Origin of the sequence: Streptomyces dioscori, from assembly GCF_003024195.1 — a bacterium.
Classification (GTDB): Bacteria; Actinomycetota; Actinomycetes; order Streptomycetales; family Streptomycetaceae; genus Streptomyces; species Streptomyces dioscori.
In genome coordinates this window covers 1-13,594 of the sequence record NZ_KZ679058.1, presented here as the reverse complement: position 1 = coordinate 13,594, position 13,594 = coordinate 1, and the positions used below count along the sequence as shown (strand labels likewise).

Genomic DNA, 13,594 nt, shown 5'->3' with positions numbered 1-13,594 from the left:
TCGGGCCGGCGACAGCCATTATGGTCATGTGCCAGGGGCTGTTTACATGTGGCCGTTTCCGCTGGTCGCTTCCGTCCGGCGAGCACCGGATCAGGAGGCGTGGACGTGTATGACGGCGGACCTGTCATAGGCCGGGACGGCGAGATCCGGGAGGTGACCCGGGTCCTGCTGTCCACCGGTGACCCGGCACGCGTCCTGCTGCTCGTCGGCGCTGCCGGCACGGGCAAGACCGCCGTACTGGAACACGCTCGGCGAGCGGCGGTCGAGGAGGGTGCCAGGGTCCTGCGGCTGCGCTGCCACGACAGCGGGAGCACGCCCGGCGCCGCCGCCCTGGCCGACGGCGTCCACAGCGCACTCACCAAGGTCCACAACCGCCGGAGCACGGCCCGCATCAGCGGCACCCGTCGAACGCCGCGGCAACCCTCAGGTCGGTACGGTGAGTTGAGTCAGCTTGCCGTACTGGGCGAGGCGCTCACGGACGCCGCCCGTGACACCCCTTTCGCGCTGGTGATCGACGATGTCGAGCGCCTGCCGCCGGCCACGGCCTCCGCCCTCGGCCTGCTCCTGCGTGTCTTCCGCCCGGCCGGTGTGCCGATGGTGATGGCCGGCCGACCCGTGCACCCGCAGGACGGCGGAGCCTCCCGACTGGCCGCGGCGGCCGACCGGTTGCTCGAACTGCCGCCGCTGCGCCCCGCCGACGCCGAGGCCCTGATGGAACGCGTGCTCGGCCGCCCGGTCGAGCCCGCGCTGGTGACGGCCGTACTGCGCGCGCTGGGACCGATGGCGGGCACACCCGAGGCCGTGCTGTCGGTGCTGGACTCGATGGAGGGGCGCGGCGGCCTCCTCGAACTCGGCGGCCATGTCTGCCTGACCGAGCCGGAGCAGGCGCTGAGGCTCACCACGGACGTGGCACGGCTGACCCGGCTCTGCTGGCCCGGCGGGCCCCCGGACGCCGCCGACCTGGACGCGGCCGCCGCGGTGGCCCGCGCCCTGGAACACGCCGAGACACGGTTCGACGATCTGCACCGGCTGAAGCCGGGAGGCCCCCGGCGGGCCGGCCTCGTCGACCGGGCCCTGACACCGCTGGTCGGGGACGGGATCCTGACCGTGGACGAGGACGGCCGGGCGTCGTTCGCCGTCCCGGCGCTCGCCGCGGCGCTGCGCGCCCTGCCCACCCATCACGACGTGTCGTCGTTGCACGCCCTGATCACCAGATCGCTGAGCGACCGGCTCGGCGCGGAGACGGCGGGGGGTGGCCATCCCCGCCTGGCGGACCATGTGAGCGCCGCCGGGGCCGAGTTGGACGACGCACTCGCGGTGGACGTACTGCTGGCGGCGGCCCGTACGGACGCCAGATCCGACTGGCCGCGGTCGGTCCGCGCCTACTTCTCGGCACTGGGACGCCTGGCTTCGTACGACCGCAGGACGCCCGGCGTGCTGTACGAGTCCGCCGAACTGAGCCTGCGCCACGCCGACCACCCCGGCGCGCTGGCCCTGGGCGCCCCCCTGCTCGCCTGCCTGCCCCCACCACCCACCGAGCGCCCCACCGGAGACGGACGCGATAGCCGGGACGGACGCGAAGCCGAGAACGAAGGCGAAGCCGAGAACGAAGGCGACGGCCGGCACGGGAATCGGGCCACGGATCTGAATCGGGACCGGGGCCGGGGCCGGGGCCGGGACCGGGACCGGGGCCGGGGCCGGGACGCGGATCAGGACCGGGACCGTCTGGCGTACGTCACCGAAGTGTGGGCGCTGGCGGCCTTGCACGAACACCGACTGCCGTACACCGGCGGCTCCGGAGCTCAGGACACCGATGTTCAGGACACCGGTGCTCCGGAACACCTGGCCGCCGCGGAGGGATTCGCGGCGCTGGCCGGTCCGTACGGGATCGGCCGGGTCGTACGCCCTCCCGCGGGCGAGGCCCGCCCGGCCGCGCGCCACCCGGCAGCCGGCCACCGGCCCGGCTCCGGGCCGCTCCCCTCGCCCGCGGAACTACGGCTGCTGGCCGCCGCCTCGGGCGGGCGGGCCGAGCTGCTGGAGGCACTGGGCGCCCTGCCGCCGGAGGCGAACGCCGCGCACACCGTGGACCGGCTGCGGCACGCGGCCACCCACGCGGACCTCGCCGACGCCCTGGCCGCCGTGCTCGGCGACCGCTACTCGGGCGCGGGGGACAGCACCGCCGCGCTCCACCACGCCCTGGTGCGCTCCTATCTGGAGGGCGACTGGGACCGGGCTCTCGCGGCCGCCCGCCGGATCGAGGCACGCAGCCGGACCCGTGGCACGGAGGCCGGCACCGCACAGTGCGCCCGCGCGCTGGCGGCCGAGATTCACTGCGCACGCGGGGAGTTGGGCCATGCCCGGACCTGGCTGGAGCTGATTCCCGACTCGGTGACCCACCCGCTCGTCGCCTGGGCCAGGATGAGCCTGCGGTACTGGTCGGGGCAGGCGGCCCAGGCGCTGGAGGGAGCGCGCGAGGACGTACGGCGGGCTCGCCGGGACGGTCTGCTGTCGGGCATCGAGAAGGTGCTGCTGCGGTACCTGTCGTACGCCCTGCTGGAAGGCATGCCGCAGGCCATGCGCCGGACGCTGGGCGAACTGGAGGCGCTGCACGAGGAAGTGGGCTCCGCCATGACGTACGAGACCGTGTTGCTGGGCCGGGGCCTGGTGCACGGAGAGACGGACGGGGCGCGGGCCGCCCTGCGGTCGGTGGAAGGGCGGGGTGACGCGTACTTGGGCCTGCTCTGCCGGCTGATCCTGGTGGAGATCGGCGACGACTCCGACCGGCGGCTGGCCGAGGCCTCTTACCTCGCGCAGTCGCTGGGGATCGGGCGCGCGACCCGTACGACACTCGGGCACATGGCGCGGCGGCGGAGTCTCGTCCTGCCGAGGCTGCGGCCGGCCAGGGACCGGCTGAGCGAGGCGGACGTCCGGCTGACGGTGCTGGTCAGCGACGGGGCGACCAACCGGCAGATCGCGGCGCGGCTGGCGTCGAGCGAGAAGACCGTGGAGCGGCGGCTGACGCAGTTGTTCCAGCGCACCGGGTGCCGCTCCCGGGCGGAGCTGGCCGCGGCCTGGCTGGACGGCAGCCTCGCCGACCGCGGCCTGGTGCCGGACGGAGTGCCCGGCACCACCCGCTGACCGGAGGGCAGGATGCTTCGAACAGGCCGGACGGGTCAGGAGAAGCGGGCCGTGTGGGTGTCGACGGGGACACCCAGGCGGCCGGTGTCCAGGGAGCCGTCCGTGTGCACCGCGATGTGCCATTCCGCGTCGGTGATCCAGCCGAGTACCAGGAGCGCGTCGGTCTCGCGCAGCGGGGCGTCGGCCCATCTCTCGTCGCGGAACTGGGCGGCGGTGACCACGAAGAGCCGGCGGGACGCCCCCGCGGATCTCCCGCTGTCCTTGTCGGCCGGCGCCTCCTTGTGAGCCAGGGCCTCCTTCCGGGTGGCCGCGGGATACAGCCGGGCCGACCGCGTGCCCAGTCCGTCGGTCACCGGAGGGGTGGTCGCGGAACCCACCAGGACGACCGTGGCGAGGTGCCCGACCGGCCCCGAGACGACCTCGGTGATGAGGGCCTGCGCCAGCCGCAGCACCTCGTGGTCGTCACCCGTCAGCGCGATCGGCCCCGGCAACTGCGCGAGGTCGACCAGCACCCGGTCCCCCCTGTGCAGGCCGAGGGTGACGGTCAGGGAGTACGGGTGTGTGGGCCCGCCGCCGGAGGTGCCGGCCGCCCGCAGGCTCGCGGGGTCCAGCGACCACTCCTTGCCCGAGACGTCCGACGTCCACGGTGCGGGCGCCGCCGCGTCGGCCTGCGCGAGCTGCACGGTGAGCCGCTGCCCCGAGTGGACGACCGACTGCACCTCGGGCAGTCGGCGCGCGTCCCGCACGCGTCCCTCGGCAAGTACCTGCAACCCCAGGGCGACGGTCTCCAGTACCTTCCGGTCGGCGCCCGGCCCCGCGGTACGGGCCTGTCCGGAGGAGGAACCGAGTTTCCGCCGGGTGAGTGCGGCGGCGGCCCCGAGCAGCACCAGGCCGAGCACCACGAACAGGACAAGGGACACGATCATGGGGCTACCTTTGTTGCTAGAAGTGCCAGAAGTTGCGGGGCGCCGCCGGGAGTTGCCCGGAGCGGCCAGGGGTGGTCACGGGCCGCACGGCATCCCGTACGCACGCTCCGGCAACCGGAGTGCGTCGGAACGCGCTCTCACCCCATCGTCGTGCGGCCGGCTGCCCGGGTGAAGCCGTCCTCGCGAACCTTGCCGTTCCGTACAGGAAGTTCTTGCGCGCCTTCGGCCGAGCCGCCTTGCACGGAGCCGTCCCGCACCGGGTGCTCGCGCCAGGTTTCCCTCGGTTGTGGGCCGAGGGGCCTTCGGTACGGCTGTCCGATCTCCGCAGGTGGCAGCATCAGCCCCGGAACCATCTGGACGACCACGTTCCTCATGGGCGGCCACAGGCGCGAGGCGGGAGGGCCCATGCCCCGGCAGGTACTCACCGGGACCGTGGGCGTGGCGATCCACGCGCCCGCGCCCTTGGTACGTGCCGGACTGGCCGGTTTCGTCGCCCTGGACCCCCGTCTGCACGAGCTGCCGCGGGACAGGATCCGTGAGGCCGACGCGATCGTGGTCGCGGTGGAGACGGCGGACGCCTCCGCCCTGGACCTGCTTCCCCGCCTGAGCGACGAACCCGACGCACGCTTCCTCGTGGTCGTGGGCAAGCGGTGGGGGGCCGACCTGTCAGCGGCCCGGGAGCGGGGCGTACGCGCCGTCGTGTGGTGGGACTTCTGCAGCCCCGACGTCTTCGCCCGGACCGTGCGGGCGGTGGCGGCCGGAGACGGGAGCGCTCCCACACCCGTGCAGGCACCCAGGCTGAACTCCCGCGAGGTGGACGTGCTGCGTCTCATCGCGGAGGGAAAGCAGTGCGACGAGATCGCGGTCGAGCTCTCCTACTCCGAACGCACGGTGCGCTACATCCTGTACGGGGCCATGAAGCGCACCCGGACCCGTAACCGCGCGCACGCCGTGTCCTATGCGATCCGGGCCGGACTGATCTGAACCGCGCTGCTGCGGCGGTGGTTCGCCCGGTAGGCGTGTCGGGAGTATTGACGCGCCTCGTGAAACAAGTCGATAGTTTTTGTATCTTCGACTCACCGTCGCGAGGCCCGGCGAAAGGGACTCCCCATGGGCCGCTACAGCCGGCTCCACCGCATCGAGCAGATGGACCCGCAACAGGACTACGAAGAGATCTTCCGCCTCATCACCGCGTACGAGTTCCCCTGGGACTACCTCCAGGGCGTCTCGGTCGCCTTCCTGCGCGACTACGGCGTACCCCGCATCTCCCGACTCCTCGACCACACGCAGGAGTTCGAGCGCGCCGGACAGAAGCGGTACGACGACACCGTGCTGATCGCCCACGAGATCGTGCGCGACGGCATGGACTCCGAGCACGGCAGGGCAGCGGCTCGCCACCTCAACCGCATCCACGGCCGCTACCGCATAGCCAACGAGGACTACCTCTACGTCCTGGCCACCACCGTCGTCGGGCCCAAGCGCTGGATCGACCGATTCGGCTGGCGGCCGTTGTCACCGCACGAGACCGAGAGTCTCGCACTCGTCGGCCGGCGCCTGGGCGAGATGATGGGCATCGCCGAACTGCCCGCCGACTACGCGGAGTTCGCCCGCCTCCACGACTCCTACGAGCAGCGGATGTTCACGTACGACCCGGCCAACAGGCGGGTCGCGACAGCCACGTTGAGGGTCGTCACCCAGTGGTACCCGAACTGGCTGCGGCCGTTGGTGGCGCGCGCCTCCCTCGCCGTACTCGACGACCCGTTGCTCACCGCGCTGGGCTTCCCTCCGCAGCCGCGCCGGGTGCGGACCGCGACGCACCGCGCGTTACGGGCCCGGGCCGCCCTGGTGCGCCGGCTGCCACCCCGGCCCGCCTGGCACCCGTACCGGCCCAAGGCCCGTACGTACCCCTTCGGCTGGACGCTGGACGACCTCGGTCCGCACTGGGCCCACTCCAGGCCGCTGCGGCCGCTGCCGGACGAGGACGCAGGCCGGCCCTCCTGCGACACGAACGGACACCACACCCCACCGGCCGGTGGCGGTCCCACACACCAGGAGCTCCGATGACCGGCACGGACCAGGACGCGGCGACCCGCCCCGCCACCTTCACCGTCCGCTCCCCCGCCACCGGTGATCCCGTCGGCGAGCACCCGGTCCACGGCCTGGAGGAGGTGGCCCGCGCCGTGGAACGGGCCCGGACCGCCGCGGCCGGGTGGGCCGCGCTCCCCGCGGGACACCGACGCGCACACCTGCTGCGGTGGAAGCACGCACTCGCCTCCTCGCTCGACGCCGTCGCGAAGACGATCGCGGCGGAGACGGGCAAGCCGCACGGCGACGCGGTACTGGAGGTCGTCCTCACTCTGGAGCACCTGAACTGGGCCGCCCGCAACGCCGACCGCGTGCTGCGACGGCGCCGCGTACGCAGCGGCCTTCTCGCGGCCAACCAGCGGTCCTCCGTGGTCCATCGACCGCTCGGCGTGATCGGGGTGATCGGACCGTGGAACTACCCCCTCTACACCCCGATGGGTTCGATCGGTTACGCGCTGGCCGCCGGCAACGCCGTGGTGTTCAAGCCCTCCGAGCACACCCCCGGTACGGGCGTACTGCTGGCCGAACTCCTGGCTTCGGCCGTTCCCGAACACGCCGGTCTGCTCACCACGGTGACCGGTGCGGCGGCGACGGGCGAGGCGCTGGCCCGCTCGGGCGTCGACAAGGTGGCGTTCACCGGGTCGCCCGGGACCGCACGCAAGGTCATGGCCGTGTGCGCGCGGTCACTGACGCCGCTCCTCGCCGAGTGCGGCGGCAAGGACGCGACGATCGTGACGGCCGACGCCGACCTCGACGCGGCGGCCGACGCCGTCGTGTGGGGCGCGCTGAGCAACGCCGGCCAGACCTGCGCGGGCGTCGAACGCGTCTACGCCGTACGGGAGGTGCACGCCTCGCTGTGCCGCAAGGTGGTCGAGCGGGCCGGTGCGCTGCGGACCGGCCCCGTACCGGACGCCGTCTACGGTCCGATGACGATGTCCGCCCAGACGGCCGTCGTGCGGCGGCATGTGGAGCAGGCGCTGGCGGACGGTGCGCGTGCCCTGCTGGGTGACTCGGCGTCGATTCCGGCCTCGGGTGCGTTCGTCACGCCGGTCGTCCTCGCCGACGTGCCGGAGGACTCGCCGGCGATGACCGAGGAGACGTTCGGGCCGGTCGTGGCGATCAACGCGGTGGCGAGCGTGGACGAGGCCGTGCGGCGTGCCAATGCCTCGCCCTACGCGCTGGCCGCCTCGGTGTTCAGTCGTGACAGGCGGGCCGGTGCCGCGATCGCCGCGCGGCTGCGGGCCGGAGCGGTGTCCGTGAACTCCGTGCTCGGCTTCGCCGGTGTCCCGGCCCTGCCGTTCGGCGGCTCCGGGGAGTCCGGCTTCGGACGCATCCACGGCGCGGACGGACTCCGGGCGTTCACCGCGCCCCAGTCGGTCACCGTGCAGCGCTTCGCCCCGCCGGTGAACCTGACCTCCTTCAGCACTCCCGCCGCCGCCCGGGAACGCGCGGTCGCGGCGGCGAGGTGGCTGCACCGGCACCACTGAGGGCCCGGAGGGGCTGGGCCTGCACCGGTACCGGCACCGGTACCGGCACCGGCACCGCTGACGGCCCAGCGGGTCCGGGCGACGTGCGGCGTCAGGCGTTCAGGAGCGGGGCGAGGTAGCGGCGGGCGAAGGCGCGGGCCTGGTCCTCGTCCTCCATCTCGATGCAGCTCGACGGGTTCAGCAGGAAGGAGACGGCGACGCGGACCATGAGTTCGGCGACCGGCCGGGGATCGGAGTCGCCGCGCCCCTCCACCTGCTGGGCACGGAGCAGATGTGCCGTCAGATAGTCGCAGGTGGCCTCCAGCGAGGGGCCTCCCTGGACGGTCAGATAGGGCAGCACCACCTCGGGTTCGAGGCGCAGCAGACCGCCGAAGAGAGGGTGCGCCCTGGTGTACCGCAGGGCCACCACGAAGCCCTCCACGACCCGTTCCTCCATGGTCGGCAGGCCCGCCACCGCGGTGTCGAGTTTCTGGAAGAACCTGCTGCCCTCGCGCAACAGGCAGGCCTCGACCAGTCCGTCCTTGGTCCGGAAGCGGCGGTGGACGGTGACCCTGGAGACCCCGGCCCGTTTGGCGACGTCGTCCATGGAGGAGCGGCGCAGACCGAACGTCGTGAACTGCTCCAGAGCGGCGTCCAGGATGCGCCGCGCCACCTTTTCCTCCGTCTCGGGCCGGGCGATGGCCCGGGCGAGCAGGGAGTCGTTCGCAGAAGTCGTCATGGTGCTGCTCACGATACCCGCCGAGATCCACCGAAGAGACTGTGAAACAACTACCATCTCTTTGTAACCAGCCGGAACCCGGAGGATCTCATGGGCAGTCGACTCACCCCGGAACAGTCCGACTTCGTCGCGGCGGTCCGCGACTTCGCCAAACGCGAGTGCGGCACACGTGAGCAACGGGACGCGCTGACCGGAGGCGGCCACGACCGGCACCACCCCGGTCTCTACGACAGGCTCGCCGGACTCGGCTGGCTCGGGGTGTGCCTGCCCGAGGAGTACGGCGGTTCGGGCGGCGGACTGGCCGACGCCTGCCTGTTCCTTGAGGAGACGTCGTACGGAATGGTCCCGGCGGGCGGTTTCGTCACCAGCGTCATCACCGCCAAGGCGTACGAACGGTTCGGCACCGAACGGCAGAAGCGGGAGGTGCTCTCGGGGGTCGGGCGGGGCCAGGTCCTCGCGATCGCGATGTCCGAGCCCGGCGCCGGTTCCGACGTGGGGGCGCTCACGTGCCGCGCGCGGCGCGGTCCCGGCGGGGACTGGGTGATCGACGGTCAGAAGACGTGGATCTCCAACGCCCATATCGCGGACAGCATCCTCCTCGTGGCCCGGACCTCCGGGGACAGGCACGCGGGGCTCACCATGTTCCACGTCCCGGCGGACACACCCGGCGTGGAGATCCGGGGCATCGAGACCATGGGCGGGCGCGAGGTGAACGACGTCCACCTCACCGAGGTCCGGCTGCCCGCCGACGCCGTCGTCGGGGAGGTCGACGACGGCTGGCGGCAGTTGATGGCCGGCCTCAACCACGAGCGGCTCTTCCTGGCCGCCTCCATGCTCGGTCTGGCCCGCCGCGCGTTCGACGACGCCGTCGGCTACGTACGCGAGCGTGAGCAGTTCGGCCGCCCCGTCGGCTCGTTCCAGGCCCTGCGCCACCGGATCGCCGACCTCGCCACGGAGATCGAGTGCACCCGGCTGCTGGTGCGCGAGGTGGCCCTGGACTGCGACGCCGAACCGGAGCGGCTGTTCCCGCGCGAGGCGTCCATGGCCAAGCTCAAGGCAACCGAGACCGCCAAGCGAGCGGCCCTCGAAGGCATGCAGATGATGGGCGGCTACGGCTACGCCACCGAGTACGACATGGAACGCCACCTGCGCGCCGCGGTCGTCTCCACCGTCTACGGCGGGACGAGCGAGATCCAGCGGGACATCATCGGCAAGACCTACGGCCTGTAGTCGGAAGGCTCGGACCATGAAGAACAAGCTCAGTCCTCGTACAACTCCCCCAGCGCGACGGCGTACTTGTCGCGGATGACCCGCCGTTTCATCTTCAGCGACGGGGTCAGCTCCCCGGTGGCCGGGCCCCACTCCTCCGCGAGCAGCCGGTACCGCTTGACCTGCTCGGTGCGGTTCAGGCGCGCGTTGGCCGCCGTCACGGCCCGGTCCACCTCCTCCCGTACGAGCGGATGCGCCGCCAGGGACTCCAGGGCGTCAAGGCCGGTGTCCTTGGCGATGCCATGGGCCTCGGCCCAGGCGGGGGCCGTCTCCGCGTCGAGCACCAGCAGGGCCACGAGGTAGGAGCGGTTGTCGCCGTGCACCAGGGCCTGACCGATCAGCGGGTGCTCCTTGAGGGCGTTCTCCACCAGCGCCGGAGAGACGTTCTTGCCCGTCGACGTGACGATCATTTCCTTCTTGCGGTCGGTGAGCCACAGATAGCCGTCGTCGTCGAGCCGGCCGATGTCACCGGTCCGCAGCCAGCCCTCCTCGTCCACCTCCGGCCCCACCGTGCCGTCCTCGCGCAGATAGCCGGAGAACACGGTCGAGCCGCGCACCTCTATCTCGCCGTCCCCTGCGACGCGGACCTCCACGGACGAGACGGGGCGCCCCACCGAACCCAGCCGGAAACCGGTGCGCGGGCTGTTGGTGGTCGCCACTCCGGTGGTCTCCGTGAGCCCCCACGCGTCCATGATCACGATGCCGAATCCGGCCCAGAACCGCACCACGTCGATCGACATGGGAGCCGAGGCGCTGGCCGCCCAGCTGATCCGGTCCAGTCCGCCCGCGGCCAGCAACGGCAGCAGCACCTCGGCCCGTTGCCGGGCGTAGGCCTCCGCCAGTTCGGCGGGCGGTCGCTCGCCCCGCTCCCGGTGCCCGACATGCTCCCGGGCCACCCGGTTGGCTTCCTCGATGGCCGCCCGCTGTTCCGCCGGCAGCAGCGACAGTACGGCCCGGACGGCGGCGGCGAGCTTCTCCCAGACACGTGGCACGCCGAAGAACTGGGCCGGTCGCACCTTGCGCACGATCGCGGCCACGCCCGTCGGGTCGGCGCACAGATGGACGTGCGAGGCGCGGTGACAGGGCAGGTAGATGCCGAGCATCCGTTCGGCGATGTGCGCGAAGGGGAGGTAGCAGATGTGCTCGACGTGCGGCGGCAGTTCGACCACCTCGTCCAGTGCCGCCGCGTTGGCCAGCACATGGCGGTGGTTGAGGACGACACCCTTGGGTTCGCCGGTGGTGCCCGAGGTGTAGACGACCGTCAGCGGGTCTTCGGGCCGTGCGGCGTCCAGGGTCTTCGCGAACCGCTCCCGGACCGCCTCACGGCCCAGGGCGGCGTAGGGGAAGTGACTGCCCTCCGCGCCGGCCTCCACCACGACGATCCGGTCCAGCGGGACATCGCCGTCCGCCAACAGCGGCTCCCAGAGCGCGACTTGAGCGGCCCCCTCGACGACGGCGACCCGCGCCCGGCAGTTGCGGGCGATGTGGGCGACCTGCTCGGGGGCGGAGGTGCCGTAGACGGTGACGGGTACGGCACCTAGACGCACCAACGCCAGGTCGGAGAGCCAGTGTTCGGGCCGGTTGGCCATCATGAGCAGCACGTGGTCGCCGCGGCCGACGCCGAGCGCCGCGTAGCCCGACGCGAGGCGGGTGGTGTGCTCCCTGACCTGCGCCCAGGTAAGCGTCACCCAGCCGCCGTCGTCCGGCCCGGTGTTCTCCGGTCCGGCGGTGTCCGGTCCGGCGCTGTCCGGCCCGGCGCTGTCCGGTCCGGCGCTGTCCGGCCCGGCACTGTCCGGTTCAGCGCCGTCCAGGCCGGTGTCATCCAGGCCGGTTCCGCCCGGTCCCTGCCAGGAGAGGGCGGGCAGTTCGGCGTACAGACGCGCGTTGCGTTCCAGCAGCAGCGGCAGGGTCAGTCCGGTGGGGGATTGCACCTGTTCGGTGAGAGATTGTGCTGATTCGGCGGGGGGTTGTGCCGGCAGTTCGGTTGTCACAGCCACTCCTTGACGCGCTCCACCAGACGGGCGGGTTCGGGTCCCACGGGCGTCACATTGAGCATGGTGACGCCCGACTCCCGGAACGCCTCGACACGGTCCCGTACACAGCTCTCGGGTCCGGCCAGGCTGACCAGTTCGCACAGTTCGGCCGGGACGGCGGCCTCCGCCTCGTTGCCGTAGGCCTCGGCGACCCAGACCGCGTCCAGGCCGGCCGCCTCCAGGGCGGCGGCCCGGTCCGCGGCGGCGCGCGGATCCCCGGCGTAGGTCAAGGGTGTGGACAGATGCATCAGTTGACGTCCTTGGCTGCGGGGTCGACACGGTCTCCGGTTCAACCAGACCCAGAACTTACTGAGCGTTCGCTAAGACAGTAGGAGGAGCGGAGGGAACGGTCAACGCCTCGGGAGCGACCATCCTCGATATACGGCCTCTTCGGCCCCTCTCGACCTCTCTCCGACCTCCCCCTGGCCCCTCACTGGCCCCTCCCCGGGATTCCCTCCGACCTCTCCGCAGTCTCTCCCACTGATCGATCGATAAGCGGCCGTTCCCCGCGCACGGCATCCCGCCGACATACGATGTCTTTCGCCACCGGGCCGCCCGAGGAGCGCAGTTGAGCGAGGAGCACAGTTGAGCAGCGAACCGAGCCGGGCCACCGTCGCCCCCGCGCAGCACTGGCGCTCGTACGGTCCGCTCGATCTGCACCCCATCCTCCTGCACGCCATGGAGGCCTTCAACGAGCACGGCTATCACGGCACTTCGGTGCGTGACATAGCCACCCGGGTCGGCGTCACCGTGCCCGCGCTGTACTACCACTACGAGAACAAGCAGGCCCTGCTCACCACGCTCCTGGAGACGTCCATGAAGGACGTCCTGGACCGCTGCCGGGCCGCGGCGGCCGAGGCGGGCGACGATCCGCTGTCACGTTTCCGGGGCATGGTGGAGTCGATCGTGCTCTACATGGCCAACCGCAAGGGCATGGCCTTCCTGGACACGGAGATCCGCAGCCTGGAGCCCGAGAACCGCGCCCGGTACGTGGCGCTGCGCGACTATCTGCAGCACATGCTGCTGGACACCGTCCGCGCCGGCATCCGCGAGGGCGCGTTCACCACGCCGATCCCGGCCGACGCGGTGCGGGCGATCCTCATCATGTGCCAGGGCGTGGCCAACTGGTACCGCGCGGACGGCCCGTTGACCGCCGAGGAGGTCGCCGAGCGGCATGTGCTGCTCAGCCTCGGGACGGTGGGGTATGCGGGGCCGCGCGCCGAGGACTGAGGGCTGAGCGCGGCAGGTATGGCGTCGTGCGCCACTGAACGGCCTGGTCGTCACTCCACCGAGTGGGTCGCGGCGCGGGTGAGTGAGACCGCGGTCCGCACGGCACTGGCGACGGCCTCGTCCGCTTCGAGCCCGCACAGGTCCGTGAGTACGAAGAGGGCCTCGGCGCTCACCACGACCGCCAGACCGCGTTTGAGCTGGGCGAGCGCCTCCGGGTCGGTCGCACCGAGCGTGTCCTCCAGCGGGAGGAGCGCCTGGTCGATGAGCCCGAAGCGGATGCCGGGACGGGCGGCCACCGTCTCGGGGCGGGTGACGGTGGCCGCGATCATCGCGCGCACCGAGCCCTGCCTGGCGAGGATTCCGCGGAGCAGATAGTCACAGGCGAACGCGATGCGCTCGACGGGATCGGCGGAGTCGGCCACCGGGGCGAGTGCCTCCGCGGGAGGCGGCCAGGCGCCGGCCAGCGCCTCGCTGATCAGCGAGGGAAGGTCGGGAAAGTACCGGTAGGCAGTGGCCTCGGAGACGAGGGCGGCGCGGGCGATCGCGGGCATGGTCACCTCGGTGCCCGCGTCGATCACCTCCCGTGCGGCCGCCAGGATCGCCGTCCGCGTGCGCTGCTTCTGGTTGGTGCGGCCCGCACCGGCTTGGGTCGCCATCCCCGTACTCCCTCTCTCGTCGACACTCGCACACCATGACTGCCCCGCCCCC

Annotated in this window: 10 protein-coding genes and 1 pseudogene; 6 read left to right on the top strand and 5 right to left on the bottom strand. The window is 72.2% G+C overall.

The window, feature by feature from the left end; translation table 11 throughout:
- Positions 1 to 99: 99 nt before the first annotated feature.
- On the top strand, positions 100 to 3,138 hold the full coding sequence (locus C6Y14_RS38765; protein WP_159074395.1) for a helix-turn-helix transcriptional regulator: 3,039 nt from the start codon (positions 100 to 102) through the stop codon (positions 3,136 to 3,138).
- 35 nt (positions 3,139 to 3,173) lie between these two features.
- On the opposite strand, the gene C6Y14_RS38760 is transcribed toward C6Y14_RS38765, so the two are convergent.
- On the bottom strand, positions 3,174 to 4,064 hold the full coding sequence (locus C6Y14_RS38760; protein ID WP_107021608.1) for a hypothetical protein: 891 nt from the start codon (positions 4,062 to 4,064) through the stop codon (positions 3,174 to 3,176).
- Between the two features lie 405 nt (positions 4,065 to 4,469).
- On the opposite strand from C6Y14_RS38760, the gene C6Y14_RS38755 reads away from it, so the two are divergent.
- The 3 genes from C6Y14_RS38755 (at position 4,470) to C6Y14_RS38745 (ending at position 7,636) form a co-directional block, all read left to right on the top strand.
- Positions 4,470 to 5,048, top strand: coding sequence for a helix-turn-helix transcriptional regulator (locus C6Y14_RS38755; protein WP_225891502.1), 579 nt, complete (start codon positions 4,470 to 4,472; stop codon positions 5,046 to 5,048).
- A 126-nt stretch (positions 5,049 to 5,174) separates the two neighbouring features.
- On the top strand, positions 5,175 to 6,128 hold the full coding sequence (locus tag C6Y14_RS38750) for an oxygenase MpaB family protein (RefSeq protein ID WP_107021607.1): 954 nt from the start codon (positions 5,175 to 5,177) through the stop codon (positions 6,126 to 6,128).
- Positions 6,125 to 7,636, top strand: coding sequence for an aldehyde dehydrogenase family protein (locus C6Y14_RS38745; protein WP_107021606.1), 1,512 nt, complete (start codon positions 6,125 to 6,127; stop codon positions 7,634 to 7,636). The genes C6Y14_RS38750 and C6Y14_RS38745 overlap by 4 nt, the downstream gene beginning before the upstream one ends.
- A gap of 91 nt (positions 7,637 to 7,727) precedes the next feature.
- Here the strand turns inward: C6Y14_RS38745 and C6Y14_RS38740 are convergent, their stop codons facing one another.
- The gene (locus C6Y14_RS38740; protein WP_107021605.1) at positions 7,728 to 8,354 is read right to left on the bottom strand and encodes a TetR/AcrR family transcriptional regulator; all 627 of its coding nucleotides are present in this window, start codon (positions 8,352 to 8,354) and stop codon (positions 7,728 to 7,730) included.
- Between the two features lie 90 nt (positions 8,355 to 8,444).
- On the opposite strand from C6Y14_RS38740, the gene C6Y14_RS38735 reads away from it, so the two are divergent.
- Positions 8,445 to 9,584, top strand: coding sequence for an acyl-CoA dehydrogenase family protein (locus C6Y14_RS38735; protein WP_107021604.1), 1,140 nt, complete (start codon positions 8,445 to 8,447; stop codon positions 9,582 to 9,584).
- A 29-nt stretch (positions 9,585 to 9,613) separates the two neighbouring features.
- On the opposite strand, the gene C6Y14_RS38730 is transcribed toward C6Y14_RS38735, so the two are convergent.
- Positions 9,614 to 11,614, bottom strand: a complete 2,001-nt coding sequence (locus tag C6Y14_RS38730) for an AMP-dependent synthetase/ligase (protein ID WP_225891501.1) — start codon at positions 11,612 to 11,614, stop codon at positions 9,614 to 9,616.
- A pseudogene (locus C6Y14_RS38725) lies at positions 11,611 to 11,787 on the bottom strand (LLM class F420-dependent oxidoreductase); the annotation flags it as partial. The pseudogene C6Y14_RS38725 and the gene C6Y14_RS38730, both read right to left, overlap by 4 nt.
- Before the next feature lie 454 nt (positions 11,788 to 12,241).
- Between C6Y14_RS38725 and C6Y14_RS38720 the strand changes: the two are divergent.
- The gene (locus tag C6Y14_RS38720; RefSeq protein ID WP_107021603.1) at positions 12,242 to 12,886 is read left to right on the top strand and encodes a TetR/AcrR family transcriptional regulator; all 645 of its coding nucleotides are present in this window, start codon (positions 12,242 to 12,244) and stop codon (positions 12,884 to 12,886) included.
- 50 nt (positions 12,887 to 12,936) lie between these two features.
- On the opposite strand, the gene C6Y14_RS38715 is transcribed toward C6Y14_RS38720, so the two are convergent.
- Positions 12,937 to 13,542, bottom strand: a complete 606-nt coding sequence (locus C6Y14_RS38715; protein ID WP_107021602.1) for a TetR/AcrR family transcriptional regulator — start codon at positions 13,540 to 13,542, stop codon at positions 12,937 to 12,939.
- Between the last annotated feature and the right edge of the window lie 52 nt (positions 13,543 to 13,594).

Bases quoted from the DNA above. Each gene is read 5' to 3' on its own strand.
- C6Y14_RS38760 (WP_107021608.1), bottom strand. From the start codon at position 4,064: ATGATCGTGTCCCTTGTCCTGTTCGTGGTGCTCGGCCTGGTGCTGCTC.
- C6Y14_RS38755 (WP_225891502.1), top strand. From the start codon at position 4,470: ATGCCCCGGCAGGTACTCACCGGGACCGTGGGCGTGGCGATCCACGCG.
- C6Y14_RS38750 (WP_107021607.1), top strand. From the start codon at position 5,175: ATGGGCCGCTACAGCCGGCTCCACCGCATCGAGCAGATGGACCCGCAA.
- C6Y14_RS38745 (WP_107021606.1), top strand. From the start codon at position 6,125: ATGACCGGCACGGACCAGGACGCGGCGACCCGCCCCGCCACCTTCACC.
- C6Y14_RS38740 (WP_107021605.1), bottom strand. From the start codon at position 8,354: ATGACGACTTCTGCGAACGACTCCCTGCTCGCCCGGGCCATCGCCCGG.
- C6Y14_RS38735 (WP_107021604.1), top strand. From the start codon at position 8,445: ATGGGCAGTCGACTCACCCCGGAACAGTCCGACTTCGTCGCGGCGGTC.
- C6Y14_RS38715 (WP_107021602.1), bottom strand. From the start codon at position 13,542: ATGGCGACCCAAGCCGGTGCGGGCCGCACCAACCAGAAGCAGCGCACG.